We start from the raw sequence: 12,926 nt of genomic DNA, 5'->3' as shown, positions 1-12,926 counted from the left end.
CCTTAGGTGAGCCTCACCTTCCCTGCCTGCCCTGCCTTCACTGGAGCCCTCATGCGACCCGTCAGACCCGCCACCGTCGCGATCGCCGTCGCGGCGGCCCTGACCGCCGTCACCGGCTGCACCGAGAAAGGCGGCGGGAAGGACGGCGACCGCGTCGTCCACGTCACGGCGACGGACGACAAGTGCGAGGTGTCGAAGAAGGAGTTCCCGGCCGGGCACGTCGAGCTGGCCGTGGAGAACAAGGGGTCCAAGGTCACCGAGGTCTACGTCCTCTTCCCCGACGACCGTGTGGTCACCGAGCGGGAGAACATAGGCCCCGGCACCGAGCAGCGCGTCACCGCCGAGGTGAAGGCCGGCGACTACCAGATCGCCTGCAAGCCCGGCATGAAGGGCAAGGGCATCCGCCAGGCCGTCAAGGTCACCGGCGGCAAGGCCGTCCAGCGCGACCCGCGCCTGGACAAGGCCGTCGCGGCCTACCGCGCCTACGCCCAGACCCAGGCCGACGAGACGCTGCCCAAGGCCGAGGCGTTCGCGCGGGCCGTCAAGGACGGCGACCTCGACGCCGCGAAGAAGGCGTACGCCCCCTCCCGCATCGGCTGGGAGCGCACCGAGCCGGTCGCCGAGTCCTTCGGCGACATCGACCCGAAGGTGGACGTCCGCGAGGACGGCCTGGAGGACGGCCAGGACCCGGCCACCGACTGGACCGGCTGGCACCGCCTGGAGAAGGCCCTCTGGCAGGACAAGAAGATCGGCGACCGCGAGAAGGAACTCGCCGACACGCTCATCACCGACCTGAAGGACTGGCAGAAGCGGGTCGGCAAGGCCGAGATCACCCCCACTTCGATGGCCAACGGCGCCAAGGAACTCCTCGACGAGGTCGCCACCGGCAAGGTCACCGGCGAGGAGGAGCGCTACTCGCACACCGACCTGGTCGACTTCAAGGCCAACGTCGAGGGCGCGCAGCAGTCGTACGAGCTGCTGAAGCCGGTCGCCGAGGAGAACGACGCGGCCCTCGTCACGGAACTGGACCGGCAGTTCGCGGCGCTGAACACCCTGCTCGACAAGTACCGCCCGAACACCGCGTCCTACGACTTCACCTCGTACGACAAGGTCGGCAAGGCGGACCGCAAGGAACTCTCGGACGCGGTGAACGCCCTCGCGGAGCCGCTGTCCAAGCTCGCCGCAGCGGTCGCCAAGTAGCGGGACACACCATGACGGACACCAACCCACCGTCCCCCTCCCGCCGTTCACTGCTCGGCTGGGGCGGCGCGGGCCTGGCGCTCGGCGCCGCCACGGCAGGCGGAGCGGTCGCCCTGGCCCACGGCAACGACGCAGCCCCGGCAGACCCCGGAGCGGCGGTCCCCTTCCACGGCATGCACCAGGCGGGCATCGCCACCCCGGTCCAGGACCGCCTGCACTTCGCCGCGTTCGACGTGACGACCGACGACCGCGCGCAGTTCGTCCAACTGCTCAAGGACTGGACGCAGGCCGCCCGGCGGATGACGGCCGGGCACCCGGTCGGCGAGGGCGCCTACGGCGGGCTGCCCGAGGCGCCCCCGGACGACACGGGCGAGGCCCTGGGCCTCAGACCCTCCCGCCTGACGCTCACGATCGGCTTCGGCCCGACCCTGTTCGAGAGGTTCGGCCTCACGGACCACCGGCCCGAAGCACTGATCGACCTGCCGAAGTTCGCGGGCGACAACCTCGACACGGCCCGCAGCGGCGGCGACCTCTGTGTCCAGGCCTGCGCGGACGATCCGCAAATCGCCGTGCACGCGATCCGCAACCTGGCCCGTATCGGATTCGGCAAGGTGGTCATCCGCTGGTCGCAGCTCGGCTTCGGCAAGACGTCCTCGACGACGCCCGAGGCGCAGACCCCGCGCAACCTGATGGGCTTCAAGGACGGCACGCGCAACATCGCGGGCACGGAGACGGACCGCTTGCGCAAGCACGTCTGGGTGTCCGAGAAGGACGGCGGCCCGTCCTGGATGACCGGCGGCTCCTACCTCGTCGCCCGCCGCATCCGTATGCACATCGAGCCGTGGGACCGCACCTCGCTCCAGGAGCAGGAGGACATCTTCGGCCGCGACAAGGGCGAGGGCGCCCCGGTCGGCAAGGCGAAGGAGCGCGACGAGCCGTTCCTCAAGGCGATGAAGCCCGACGCACACGTCCGGCTCGCGCACCCCGACTCCAACCGGGGGGCGACGATCCTCCGCCGCGGCTACTCCTTCACCGACGGCACGGACCGCCTCGGCCGCCTGGACGCGGGCCTGTTCTTCCTGGCCTACCAGCGGGACGTCCGCGAGGGCTTCATCCCGATCCAGCGCAATCTGGCGACAGACGCGCTCAACGAGTACATCCAGCACGTGAGTTCGGCGCTCTTCGCGATCCCGCCGGGCGTCCGCGACAAGGACGACTGGTGGGGCCGGACGCTGTTCTCCGGGGAGGCGTAGACCCGATGTTCTCCAACTACCTGATCGGCCTGCGCGAGGGTCTTGAGGCGAGCCTCGTCGTCTGCATCCTCATCGCCTATCTGGTCAAGACGGACCGCAGGGACGCCCTGAAGCCGATCTGGACCGGCATCGGGGTCGCGATCGCCCTGTCCCTCGGTTTCGGCTGCGCGCTCGAATTCGGCTCCCAGGAGCTGACGTTCCAGGCCCAGGAGGCGCTCGGGGGCTCCCTCTCCATCGTCGCGGTCGGACTCGTGACGTGGATGGTGTTCTGGATGCGCCGCACCGCACGGCATCTCAAGGCGGAGCTGCACGGCAGGCTGGACGCGGCGCTGGCGATGGGGACGGGGGCGCTGGTCGCGACGGCGTTCCTGGCCGTGGGGCGGGAGGGCCTGGAAACGGCCCTGTTCGTCTGGGCCTCGGTCCACGCGGCGAGCGACGGCACGCCCCGGCCGCTGGTCGGTGTGGGTCTCGGCCTTGCCACGGCAGTGCTGCTGGGCTGGCTGTTCTACCGGGGCGCGCTGCGGATCAACCTGGCGAGGTTCTTCACGTGGACCGGCGGCATGCTCGTGGTCGTCGCCGCGGGTGTACTGGCGTACGGCGTCCACGACCTCCAGGAGGCCGACTTCCTGCCCGGCCTCACGAACAGGGCCTTCGACATCTCCGGCACGATCCCTCCGGACAGCTGGTACGGCACCCTCCTCAAGGGCATCCTCAACTTCCAGCCCGACCCGACGGTCCTCCAGGTGACGGTATGGCTCCTGTACCTGATCCCGACCCTGGCCCTGTTCCTTGCCCCCTCGGGCCTCGTACAACGCCGGGCAATTACAGACCCGACCCGGGACAGCTGAGGCCGGGTGGGTCCGCAGCCCGGCGTGGCGGGGTGCCGCTGCGCCCACCCGTGCCGCCCCTAGCGGCACGCATGCCCGCAGCGGGGGCGGCAGGGCGGGCCCGCGGCCAGGCGGCGAGGGCGGGCCCGCGCGGCGGCCTGCGGCAGCCAGGGCGGGTGCGGCGGCTGGCGGAGCGCCACGACGCGCCCGCACCCGCGTACGGCGAGAAGGGGACGTGTCGGGGGGTGTCCGCCCGCAGCGGTTGGCGCGTCAACGAACAGTCAATTGGTCCCCGACCCCATCGCGCCGTTCCGAGGACGGACACCCCCCGGCGCGGCCCCGACCCACCACCGGCGCCTAGGCGCGGACGCGCCACCCGACGTCGGACGCGAACCCACCACCCGACGTCAGGCACAGACGCACCACCCGCCGTCAGGCGCGAACCCACCACCCGACGTCAGGCACAGACGCACCACCCGCCGTCAGGCGCGAACCCACCACCCGACGTCAGGCACAGACGCACCACCCGCCGTCAGGCGCGAACCCACCACCCGACGTCAGGCACAGACGCACCACCCGCCGTCAGGCGCGAACCCACCACCCGACGTCAGGCACAGACGCAGGGCCAGACCTACCCACCCCGCCCCAACCGCCGGAGGCACCCGGTAGGGTTCGCCTCCGGAAAGGGGAAGGTGAAGGCACCCGATGATCAGGGATCGCGACCCTCGAACACTCCGCACGCTGGGCCGGAGGAGCCTCATATCGGCCTCGGTGACCGCTTTGTCGTTGACGGCGAGCGGATGCGTCGTCGTGCACGGCGAACGGGAGATCCTCCCGTCCACGACCCGCGCCGAAGCCGCCAAGGCCCTCCAGGAGTTCACGGCCGCGTACAACGAGGCCGACAAGGCCTACGACGCCTCCCTGGACGCCGAGCACACCACCGGCGCCCTCGCCGACATCGACACGGCTCGTCTGGAGGCCGGCCGGAAGAACAACCCGGGCGGCAACCCGAACCACTCAGCACTGAAGCTGACGGACGCGAAGTTCACGATCCCGAAGAAGGCCGGCTGGCCCCGCTGGTTCGTCGTCGACGCCGCCGGCAACAAGGGCGGCACCGCCCGCTGGCTGCTGGTGTTCACCCGCAGCAGCCTCGACGACCCCTTCCAGGTCGCGTACCTGACGCTCGTCGCCCCCGACAAGGTCCCGGAGTTCAAGAAGGACGCGGACGGCTGGGCCGAGTCGGTGCCGGTGAACACGCCCGGCCTGGCGGCGCAGCCCGGCGATCTGAGCCAGACGTACACGACGTATCTGAAGAACGGCGGGGCCGTCTTCGCGGACGGCGCGCACACCAGCCAGTGGCGTGCGCTGCGCGAGAAGAACACCAAGAGGCCGGGCCTGGTCACCCAGTACATCGACGAGCCGCTGACGAACGGCGACTACGGGCCGCTGGCGCTGCGCACGACGGACGGTGGCGCGCTGGTGTTCTTCACGACGCGGCACTACGAGAAGCAGACGGCCTACGCGGGCACGGAGTTCCCGACCCCCAACAAGGACGTGCTGGCCCTGACGAAGGGCGAGATCAAGCAGTCGCTCACGCTGGAGTTCGTCTCCAACGAGGTGGCGCTGGATCCGAAGGGCCAGGGCAAGGTGACGATCCTGGGCCGGATCCAGGGCATGACGTCCGCGGAGGGCTCGTAACCAAGGGCCTGAGCCCGACTCAACACTCGCCCCGGCTCGGAGGCCTCAGCGTCGCGAGGGCCACGCCGACCCCGCCGAGTCGGCGTCGACGTACCGCCCGCAGACCTCGGTGAGCACCTCCAGCAGACTCAACGGGTCGGGCAGCTCGTGCTCGGGCCCGCGCACCCACCGCACGGCTTGGCCGTCACCGGGCAGCCGGGCGGGCGGCACGAGGACGTAGGAGCCGCGGCAGTGCCAGCGCAGCCCGGGGTGCTCGTCCGCCGTCTCGGGGTGACAGTCCAGCTCGCACGGCCACCACTCGTCCTCGTCCTCGGGCGTACCCCGGGTGAGGGTGAAGAAGAGCATGCGGCCGTCGTCGCTCTCGGCGACCGGCCCGACCTCGACACCCTCCGCGAGCAGCCGCTCCAACGCGTCGCGACCGGCGTCGAGGGGCACGTCGAGGACGTCGTGCATCATGCCGGTCGCGGTGATGAAGTTGGCTTCGGGCTGATGGCGGGCCCAGCGCTCGATCTGGGCGCGGTCGGTGGTGGACTGCGTCTGCCAGGCGAAGGACACGGGGTGCCGGGCCGGGGTGGGACAGCCGACACGGTCGCAGGAGCAGCGGTAGCCGGCCGGGTGGGCGGCGGGCGCGAGCGGCAGTCCCGCTCCGGCGGCGGCGAGCAGCAGGGCCTCACGGCCGCCGTCACCGGCGGCCTCCTTCGGCGGGCGCCCGGCACGCAGCCACTGGGTGAGTTTGCCCCGAAGGCCGGTCCGGCCGCCGAACTCCGCGCTCATCTATCCCCTCGCCTCGCCGTCGTGCGGAACAGCATGCCCTATGGTCCCATCTTCCCGCGCACCGGGGGGCCAGTGCCCACATCAGGGGCAGGAGCTATGAGACGGGTACCGGTGGGGCGAGCGAGGCATATGCCGCACCAAGATCGGTGTCATTGCCCGCTTTGACCCGATATAGCGCCCTACCGTATCGCCATGGTCACAACGATCGCGCTGACGGGCCTGGCCACCGCGGCTTCCGTGGTCGCGCTGACCCTCACGGCACACGGCACCGCCCCGCTGCCCCTGGAGTGGGGCAACGGCCCGCTGACGGTGGCGGCGCTCCCCCGGATCACCTACGTCGCGCACCGCGGCGGCGCCCACGAGGTCCCCGAGAACAGCATGGCGGGGCTGATGGCCGCCTACCGGCGCGGTACGGCGCAGGTGCTGGACTTCGACACCCGGCTGCTGCGCGACGGCACGCCGGTGGTGTTCCACGACGAGACCCTGAACCGCACCACCTATCTGGGCGGCGCGGTGCGCGGCCTGGACGCCCGGGAGTGGCAGGGCGTACGGCTGCGCCCGAGGGATGTGCTGCCGGGGAGCTGGCGGTCGGAGCGGCCGCCGACGGTCGCGGAGGTCCTGGACCGTTTCGGCGGGCGGATCGTGCTGATGCTGGAGGCGAAGGATCCGCGGAGTCTGGACCGGCTGGCCGCTCTGATCCGGGCCCGCGGCCTGACCCGCTCGGTCTTCGTGAACTCCAACGACCCCCGGGTGGCCCGGCGCGCCCACCGCCTCGGCCTGCTCACCCAGCTGTGGCGCTCGGCGCGCCAGATGCGCACGGACCGGCCGGAGCGCTGGCGGTCGTACGTCGATCTGCTGGACGTGGACCACCGGGCGCGCGACGCGGATCTGGTGCGGGCGGTGAACTCGGGGATCGCGCGGGTGTGGGCGCACACGGTGATGACGGACACCCAGCGGGACCGGGTGCTGGAGCTGGGGTGCACCGGGGTGATCACGGACGCGCCGGGGCGGCTGGCTCGGATCGCCGAGCGGGAGTCCTGGCAGGCCCGGGAGGCCCGGGAGGTCGCCCAGCGGGACGCCCGCAGGGCCTTTCAGCGGGGCGCGAGGCCCTGAAGGGCGTAGTCGACGAGGGTGTCGGTGTACTCGTAGGAGATCGGGCCGGTGTACTGCAGCCAGCGCTGGGCGAGGGGGGAGACCCAGAGTTCGAGGGCGATGCGCGGGTCGACGTCCGGGCGGACCTGGCCGGCCTCCTGCGCGGCGCGCACCCGGTCGGCGTACAGCCGGAGCGAGGGTTCGAGCAGATTGGCCACCATGACGCGGCCCAGCTGCTCGTCGACGACGCCCTCGGCGGCCAGGGCACGGGAGGGACCCTCGAAGCGGGGGTCCCGGAGCTGGTCGACGGTGAGACGCAGGACGGCCTTGAGGTCGGCGGCGAGGTCGCCGGTGTCGGGGATGGCGAAGTCGTACTCCCCGCCCGCGTCCCGGGACGCCTGTTCGCTCAGGTCGAGGAAGGCCTCCAGCAGGACGTCGGCCTTGGAGGACCACCAGCGGTAGATCGTCTGCTTGCCGACACCGGCCCGGGCGGCGATGCCCTCGATGGTGGTCTTGGGGTAGCCGACCTCCGCGACCAGGGTGAGGGCGGCGTCGTAGATGGCGCGGCGGGACTTCTCGCTGCGCCGGGTGGAGTCGGGGGCGGGCTGCGCGGGCTTCTTCGGGCTCATGGCTCGAATTTATCAGGTTGACAAGACGGTGCGTCTCGCCTGACAGTGGTGAAGGCAAGGAACGAGACGAAACGTCTCGTCGCATCACCATCGTACTCACGTACTCAGGAGAGGAGCCCCGACATGACCCGAGGCGGAGCCGGAAACATGCTGGGCGTCGGCGGATCACGCAAGAACCTCGGCCGCAGCGCGCTGCGCGGCGACGGCCGGGGCGGCCGGATCGGCGGCGGTCTCGATCCGCAGGCCCAGAAGCGCGAGCTGCTGCGCAAGCTCCAGGAGAAGCGGCAGCAACAGCAGGCAGGACAGGAGGGCGGTACGACCGGCCGGTCGTCGTGAGCCTCCCCCGTCCGGGGGAGGGCGTCCCCTCGCGCGCGGGATCCTCCCGGGACGTCCGGCGGATGTACTGAAGCGGTCGCGACACCGCGACCGCACACCGCGACCGACGGACACCCGGGAGGAAACACGATGGGCGTGTGGACGAGACGACGGCTGCTCACCTCGGCGGCCTCGGCGGCCTCCGCCGTCTCCGCTGCGGGCCTCGCCGTCACGGCGGCCGGACCGGCGAGGGCGGCGGACGGAGGGCCCCGGCCGGCGGACGCCGACATCGCGGACACCCTGCGGGCGCTGCCCGGACTGCGGCTGATCGAGGAGCGGCGGGACGCCGGAGCGGGGTACCGGCACTTCGTCCTCGGCCTGCGCCAGCCGGTCGACCACACCGACCCCTCGGCCGGCACCTTCGAGCAGCGCCTCACCCTGCTCCACACCGCCGCCGACCGGCCCACGGTGCTGTTCAGCACCGGCTATCACGCGGTCCTCACCCCGCGGCTCACCGAACCGGCGACGCTGCTGGGTGCCAACCAACTCCAGGTGGAACACCGCTACTTCGGCGTCTCACGCCCGGCGGACCCCGGCTACGCCCACCTCACCATCCGCCAGGCCGCCGACGACCACCACCGCGTCGTCCGCCTGTTCCGCCGGGTCTACCCCGGCGCGTGGCTGTCCACCGGCAGCAGCAAGGGCGGCATGACGAGCCTCTACCACCGGCGCTTCCACCCCGGTGACGTGGACGGCACGGTGGTCTACTCGGCCCCGAACAACGTCGACGACCGCGAGGACTCCGCCTGCCTGCGCTTCCTGGAGACGGTCGGCACCGCCCCCGCCCGTGAGGCCGTCAAGGCCGCCCAGCGCCGGATGCTGCTGCACCGGGCCGAGCTGGTCGCCCGCTACGAGGCCTGGGCGTCCGCCTCCGGCGACACCTTCCGCATCGTCGGCAGCGCGGACAAGGCCTTCGAAATCGCCGTGCTACGGGTGCTGTTCATGTTCTGGCAGCGCGCGACACCGGCCGACACCGCCGCGATCCCCGGCCCGGAGGCGACGACGGACGAGCTGTACACCTGGCTGGACAACTGGGCCGGGCTGTCCCTGTACGCCGACACGGCGGCCGGGCGGTACATCCCGTACTGGTACCAGATCGGCACGCAGCTCGGGTACGGCGATGTCCCCACCGGCCACCTCGCGGACCTGCTGCGCCATCCGGACGGCATCGCGGCGCGCAACTTCGTGCCCCGGGACATCCCCATGGTCTTCGACACGCGCGCCATGCCGGACATCGACCGCTGGGTCCGCCGCCGCGGCAGCCGGCTGCTGTTCGTCAACGGCGCCCAGGACCCGGCCGTGGCCGAGCACTTCCGGCCCGGGGGTCCCGACTCCCGGACGCTGTGGGTGCCGGGCGGCAATCACAGCGTCGACATCGCGAACCTGTCCCCCACCGACCGGGCGTCGGCGGAGGAGACGTTGCTGCGCTGGGTCGGTTCGGCAGGAGGCCGGTGATCAGGGGGCGGGCGGCCAGGCGTCTCCCCAGTCGGCGTCGCGTGCGGCCTTGTACAGGTCGCCGTGGCGCTTGGTGACGGTGGTGCGGTTCAGGGCCGGGTCGGTCTCGCAGAGGTCGAGGAGGACCTGGCCCTTGCGGATCTGGGGCTTGCGTACGACGCGTGCGGGGGCCGGTTCGACGGGGAAGCGGGCGGCGGCGACGTAGCTGAACTTCTCGTCCTCGTACGGCAGGGAGCCGCCCTTGACCTGGCGGTGCAGGGAGGAGCGGCTGACCCGGGCCGAGAAGTGGCACCAGTCCGTGCCGGGGGCGATGGGGCAGGCCTCGCTGTGCGGGCAGGGGGCGGCGATGTGGAAGCCGGCGGCGATCAGCCGTTCCCGCGCCTCGATGACGCGGGCGTAGCCGTCGGGGGTGCCGGGTTCGACGATCACGACGGCCTGTGCGGCGGCCGCGGCGGCGTCGACGAGGGCGGTGCGGTCGGGGGCGGTCAGCTCGTTGAGGACGTAGGAGACGGTGACGAGATCCGTGCTCTCGAGGCTGAGCGCCGCCCCGATCCGGGCGCGCTGCCACCGCACGTCCCGCAGGGCCGGGTCGGCCGCGGCGATCTCCCGGCCGAGGGCCAGCGCGGGCTCGGCCCAGTCGAGCACGGTGACGGGCCGCTCCCCGTCCCAGGTCGCGGCCACGGCCCAGGCCGCGGCCCCCGTACCGCCGCCGACGTCCAGATGCCCGCCGGGCACCCACTCGGGCACGGCATCCGCGAACGCCTCCAGCGCCGACCGCACGGCCTCGAAGGTCGCCGGCATCCGGTAAGCGGCATAGGCGGCCACATCGGCCCGGTCCCGGAGGATCGGAGCGTCGGTGGGAGTCGCCCCCCGATAGCTGGCGATCAACCGCTCCACCGCCCGCGAGGCCTGCCGAGGCGGCAGCCCGTCGAGCAGACCGGCAAGAGCGGCACGGAGGGTTTCGGCGGCCGGGGGTGCGGGGGCGTTCACCCGGCGATTCTACGAGGGCCGAGGGGGAGGGAGAGAGCGGTGCTCACGGGGCTCGTGCGACAGGGCGTGCTCACGCGGCAGGGCCGGCCGAGGCGCGCTCCCCTGGGAGAGCCGTGCTCTCAGATGCCCCGTACCGCTCGTGCCACCCGTGCCGCCGCCGCTGCCCTCGGTGCGTTGTCCGGGCGGCGGCGGACCGGGTGGACCGTGTTCGTGAGGAGGATCAGGAACGTGTCCGTCGCCGGGTCGAGGACGAGGGACGTGCCGGTGAAGCCGGTGTGGCCGGCCGCTCCTCGGCCGGCGAGGTCGCCCATGAACCAGGGCTGGTCGAGGGAGAAGCCGAGGCCGGGTGGGGTGAAGAGGAGGTCGACGAAGTCGGGGCCGAGGATGCGGGCGGGGCCGTGGGAGCCGCCGGCGAGGAGGGTGCGGCAGAACACCGCGAGGTCCCGGCCCGTGGAGAACAGGCCAGCGTGGCCGGCCACACCGCCCAGCGCCCAGGCGTTCTCGTCGTGGACCTCGCCCCGCAGCATGCCCCGGTCCGCCTTGGCCCACGGCCGCCGCTGGTCCTCCGTGGCCGCCGCCCCGGGGCACGGCCCGAACTCCGTCGCCGTCATGCCCAGCGGCCGGGTGATGCCGTCGCGGACGAGGACGTCGAGCGTGCGGCCGGTGACCCGCTCCAGGACGTACTGGAGGAGCAGCATGTTCAGGTCGGAGTAGCAGTACGTGCCGGGCACCCCGACCGGCGGTTCCGCCTGGAGCATCGCCAGCCGGTGCGCGGCATCCGCGCAGTCGTACAGCGGGAGTTCGGGCCGCAGCCCGGAGGTGTGGGTGAGGAGCTGTCGTACGGTGACGCCGTGCCGGGCTGCCGCCGTGAAGTCGGGCAGATACGCGCCCACCCTCGCGTCGATGCCCAGCGTGCCGCGCTCGATCTGCTGCACGGCGGCCACGGACGTGAACAGTTTCGTGAGGGACGCCAGGTCGAAGGGTGTGCCGACGGTCATCGGGACCCGGTCCTCGGCGGGCAGCTCCACACCGGCGTCGGCGTCCTCGTCGTAGGCCGAGTAGCGCACGGCCCAGCCCGCCGCCTCCTCCACCGCGATCACGGGGCCGCGTCCGACGACCAGGACGGCGCCCGGTGCCCAGGGGCGCTGCCCGGTGGTGAGGACGTGCACCTCCCGGATGAGGTGGCGCAGTTCCACGGGGTCGAGTCCGGCCCGTTCCGGCGTGCCGTCGCGCAGTCTCGGTGCGCTCAGCTGTCCGCTCCCTCCGCGCTCGCGGTGCTGTTCTCCGTCTCCGAGGCCTTCGGGGTCTTCGGAGCCTTCCAAGGTCGGCACATTCCCACGAAGCAGGCCACCGCCACCAGTGCGGCGGCCAGTTGGACGACAGCCATCGGGACGGCGGTGTCCTCGCCGGCGACGCCGACGAGCGGGGAGGCGATCGCGCCGATGAGGAACGACGACGTGCCGAGCAGGGCGGACGCGGAGCCCGCGTTGTGCTTGGTGCGCATCAGGGCGAGGGCCTGGGTGTTGGGCAGGGTGATGCCCATCGCGGACATCAGTACGAAGAGCGCGACGGCGACGGGCGTGAGGCCGACCTCGCCGAAGACGCCCGTGGACATCAGCAGCAGCGCGGTCGCGGCGGTGATGACGATCGTCAGGCCGATGCCCAGCACCCGGTCCAGGCTGACCCGGCCGACCAGGACCTTGCCGTTGATCTGGCCGACGAGGACCAGCCCGACCGAGTTGACGCCGAACAGCAGGCTGAACGTCTGCGGGGAGGCGCCGTAGATCTCCTGGATGACGAAGGGGGACGCCGAGATGTAGGCGAAGAGGGAGGCGAAGGCGAAGCCGCCGGTGAGGGTGTAGCCGGCGAAGGAGCGGTCGGCGAGCAGGCCGCGCATCGCGCGCAGGGCCTCGCCGACGCCGCCGCTGTGGCGCTCGGCGGGCGGCAGGGTCTCGGGCAGCTTCGTCCAGACCAGGACGCCGATCGCGATGCCGATGCCGGTGAGGACGACGAACACGCCCCGCCAGTCCGTGACGCGCAGCACCTGTCCGCCGATCAGCGGCGCCACGATCGGGGCGACCCCGGAGATCAGCATGAGGGTGGAGAAGAAGCGGGCCATGGCCATGCCGTCGTAGAGGTCGCGGACGACGGCCCGGGCGATGACGATCGCGGCGGCGCCCGCGAGGCCCTGCGCCAGCCGGAAGGCGACCAGGGACTCGACGGTGGGGGCGAGGGCGCACAGGACGGTGGCGACGACGAAGACGGCGAGCCCGGCGAGCAGCGGCCGGCGGCGCCCCCAGCGGTCGCTCATCGGCCCGACGACGAGCTGGCCGAGGGCCATGCCGGCGAGGCAGGCGGTGAGGGTGAGCTGGACGGTCGCGGCGGGCGCGTGCAGGGAGCGGGTGACCTCCGGCAGTGACGGGAGATACATGTCCATCGCCAGCGGCGGTACGGCCGTCAGGCTGCCGAGGAGGAACGTGACGAGGAGCCCGGTGCGGCGCTGCGCTGTGAGGTCGGGGCGCTCCGTGCCTGCTGCGGCCCCCTGTGCGGTGTTCGATATGGACGCCCCACCCTCGGGCATGAGTCCCTCCCTGTTCGATTCGATCGCCCCCTATGCTCTCAGCTCGTACGGA

At 72.2% G+C, this 12,926-nt stretch carries 12 protein-coding genes; 7 read left to right on the top strand and 5 right to left on the bottom strand.

What is annotated here, in order from left to right; all coding sequences use genetic code 11:
• The first annotated feature begins 51 nt into the window (after positions 1 to 51).
• The 4 genes from efeO (at position 52) to NNW99_RS27470 (ending at position 4,978) form a co-directional block, all read left to right on the top strand.
• Positions 52 to 1,200 carry an iron uptake system protein EfeO gene (gene efeO / locus NNW99_RS27485; RefSeq protein ID WP_215121847.1) on the top strand — a complete coding sequence of 383 codons (1,149 nt, stop codon included), beginning with the start codon at positions 52 to 54 and terminating at the stop codon, positions 1,198 to 1,200.
• Between the two features lie 11 nt (positions 1,201 to 1,211).
• On the top strand, positions 1,212 to 2,453 hold the full coding sequence (gene efeB / locus NNW99_RS27480; protein WP_215121846.1) for an iron uptake transporter deferrochelatase/peroxidase subunit: 1,242 nt from the start codon (positions 1,212 to 1,214) through the stop codon (positions 2,451 to 2,453).
• 5 nt (positions 2,454 to 2,458) lie between these two features.
• Positions 2,459 to 3,301: an iron uptake transporter permease EfeU gene (gene efeU / locus NNW99_RS27475; protein WP_215121845.1), complete on the top strand. Its 843-nt coding sequence runs from the start codon at positions 2,459 to 2,461 to the stop codon at positions 3,299 to 3,301.
• Positions 3,302 to 3,985: 684 nt separating this feature from the next.
• Positions 3,986 to 4,978 carry a hypothetical protein gene (locus tag NNW99_RS27470; RefSeq protein WP_215121844.1) on the top strand — a complete coding sequence of 331 codons (993 nt, stop codon included), beginning with the start codon at positions 3,986 to 3,988 and terminating at the stop codon, positions 4,976 to 4,978.
• A 45-nt stretch (positions 4,979 to 5,023) separates the two neighbouring features.
• Here the strand turns inward: NNW99_RS27470 and NNW99_RS27465 are convergent, their stop codons facing one another.
• Positions 5,024 to 5,752: a bifunctional DNA primase/polymerase gene (locus NNW99_RS27465; protein WP_215121843.1), complete on the bottom strand. Its 729-nt coding sequence runs from the start codon at positions 5,750 to 5,752 to the stop codon at positions 5,024 to 5,026.
• Between the two features lie 192 nt (positions 5,753 to 5,944).
• On the opposite strand from NNW99_RS27465, the gene NNW99_RS27460 reads away from it, so the two are divergent.
• Positions 5,945 to 6,865 carry a glycerophosphodiester phosphodiesterase family protein gene (locus NNW99_RS27460; protein ID WP_215121842.1) on the top strand — a complete coding sequence of 307 codons (921 nt, stop codon included), beginning with the start codon at positions 5,945 to 5,947 and terminating at the stop codon, positions 6,863 to 6,865.
• Here the strand turns inward: NNW99_RS27460 and NNW99_RS27455 are convergent.
• A complete protein-coding gene (locus NNW99_RS27455; protein ID WP_215121841.1) occupies positions 6,844 to 7,473 on the bottom strand; it encodes a TetR/AcrR family transcriptional regulator in 630 nt (209 codons plus the stop codon). The genes NNW99_RS27460 and NNW99_RS27455 overlap by 22 nt on opposite strands.
• A gap of 123 nt (positions 7,474 to 7,596) precedes the next feature.
• On the opposite strand from NNW99_RS27455, the gene NNW99_RS27450 reads away from it, so the two are divergent.
• Together NNW99_RS27450 and NNW99_RS27445 are read left to right on the top strand one after the other, a co-directional pair.
• Positions 7,597 to 7,809, top strand: coding sequence for a DUF6243 family protein (locus NNW99_RS27450; protein ID WP_215121840.1), 213 nt, complete (start codon positions 7,597 to 7,599; stop codon positions 7,807 to 7,809).
• 129 nt (positions 7,810 to 7,938) lie between these two features.
• Entirely contained in the window at positions 7,939 to 9,303 is a 1,365-nt protein-coding gene (locus NNW99_RS27445; RefSeq protein ID WP_215121839.1) for a S28 family serine protease, read from the top strand.
• Here NNW99_RS27445 and NNW99_RS27440 read toward each other — a convergent pair whose 3' ends face one another.
• The 3 genes from NNW99_RS27440 to NNW99_RS27430 form a co-directional block, all read right to left on the bottom strand.
• Positions 9,304 to 10,293 carry a small ribosomal subunit Rsm22 family protein gene (locus NNW99_RS27440; RefSeq protein ID WP_215121838.1) on the bottom strand — a complete coding sequence of 330 codons (990 nt, stop codon included), beginning with the start codon at positions 10,291 to 10,293 and terminating at the stop codon, positions 9,304 to 9,306.
• A 119-nt stretch (positions 10,294 to 10,412) separates the two neighbouring features.
• Positions 10,413 to 11,615 (bottom strand): serine hydrolase, encoded by a 1,203-nt coding sequence (locus NNW99_RS27435; protein WP_251057960.1) that lies wholly within the window; start codon positions 11,613 to 11,615, stop codon positions 10,413 to 10,415.
• Positions 11,540 to 12,874 (bottom strand): multidrug effflux MFS transporter, encoded by a 1,335-nt coding sequence (locus NNW99_RS27430; protein WP_215121837.1) that lies wholly within the window; start codon positions 12,872 to 12,874, stop codon positions 11,540 to 11,542. Before NNW99_RS27430 ends, NNW99_RS27435 begins: the two co-directional genes overlap by 76 nt.
• Between the last annotated feature and the right edge of the window lie 52 nt (positions 12,875 to 12,926).

Origin of the sequence: Streptomyces sp. CRCS-T-1, assembly GCF_024442335.1 — a bacterium.
Classification (GTDB): Bacteria; Actinomycetota; Actinomycetes; order Streptomycetales; family Streptomycetaceae; genus Streptomyces; species Streptomyces koelreuteriae.
This window is presented reverse-complemented; position numbering and strand designations above follow the sequence as displayed.

Bases quoted from the DNA above. Each gene is read 5' to 3' on its own strand.
- efeO (WP_215121847.1), top strand. From the start codon at position 52: ATGCGACCCGTCAGACCCGCCACCGTCGCGATCGCCGTCGCGGCGGCC.
- efeB (WP_215121846.1), top strand. From the start codon at position 1,212: ATGACGGACACCAACCCACCGTCCCCCTCCCGCCGTTCACTGCTCGGC.
- efeU (WP_215121845.1), top strand. From the start codon at position 2,459: ATGTTCTCCAACTACCTGATCGGCCTGCGCGAGGGTCTTGAGGCGAGC.
- NNW99_RS27470 (WP_215121844.1), top strand. From the start codon at position 3,986: ATGATCAGGGATCGCGACCCTCGAACACTCCGCACGCTGGGCCGGAGG.
- NNW99_RS27465 (WP_215121843.1), bottom strand. From the start codon at position 5,752: ATGAGCGCGGAGTTCGGCGGCCGGACCGGCCTTCGGGGCAAACTCACC.
- NNW99_RS27460 (WP_215121842.1), top strand. From the start codon at position 5,945: ATGGTCACAACGATCGCGCTGACGGGCCTGGCCACCGCGGCTTCCGTG.
- NNW99_RS27455 (WP_215121841.1), bottom strand. From the start codon at position 7,473: ATGAGCCCGAAGAAGCCCGCGCAGCCCGCCCCCGACTCCACCCGGCGC.
- NNW99_RS27450 (WP_215121840.1), top strand. From the start codon at position 7,597: ATGACCCGAGGCGGAGCCGGAAACATGCTGGGCGTCGGCGGATCACGC.
- NNW99_RS27445 (WP_215121839.1), top strand. From the start codon at position 7,939: ATGGGCGTGTGGACGAGACGACGGCTGCTCACCTCGGCGGCCTCGGCG.
- NNW99_RS27430 (WP_215121837.1), bottom strand. From the start codon at position 12,874: ATGCCCGAGGGTGGGGCGTCCATATCGAACACCGCACAGGGGGCCGCA.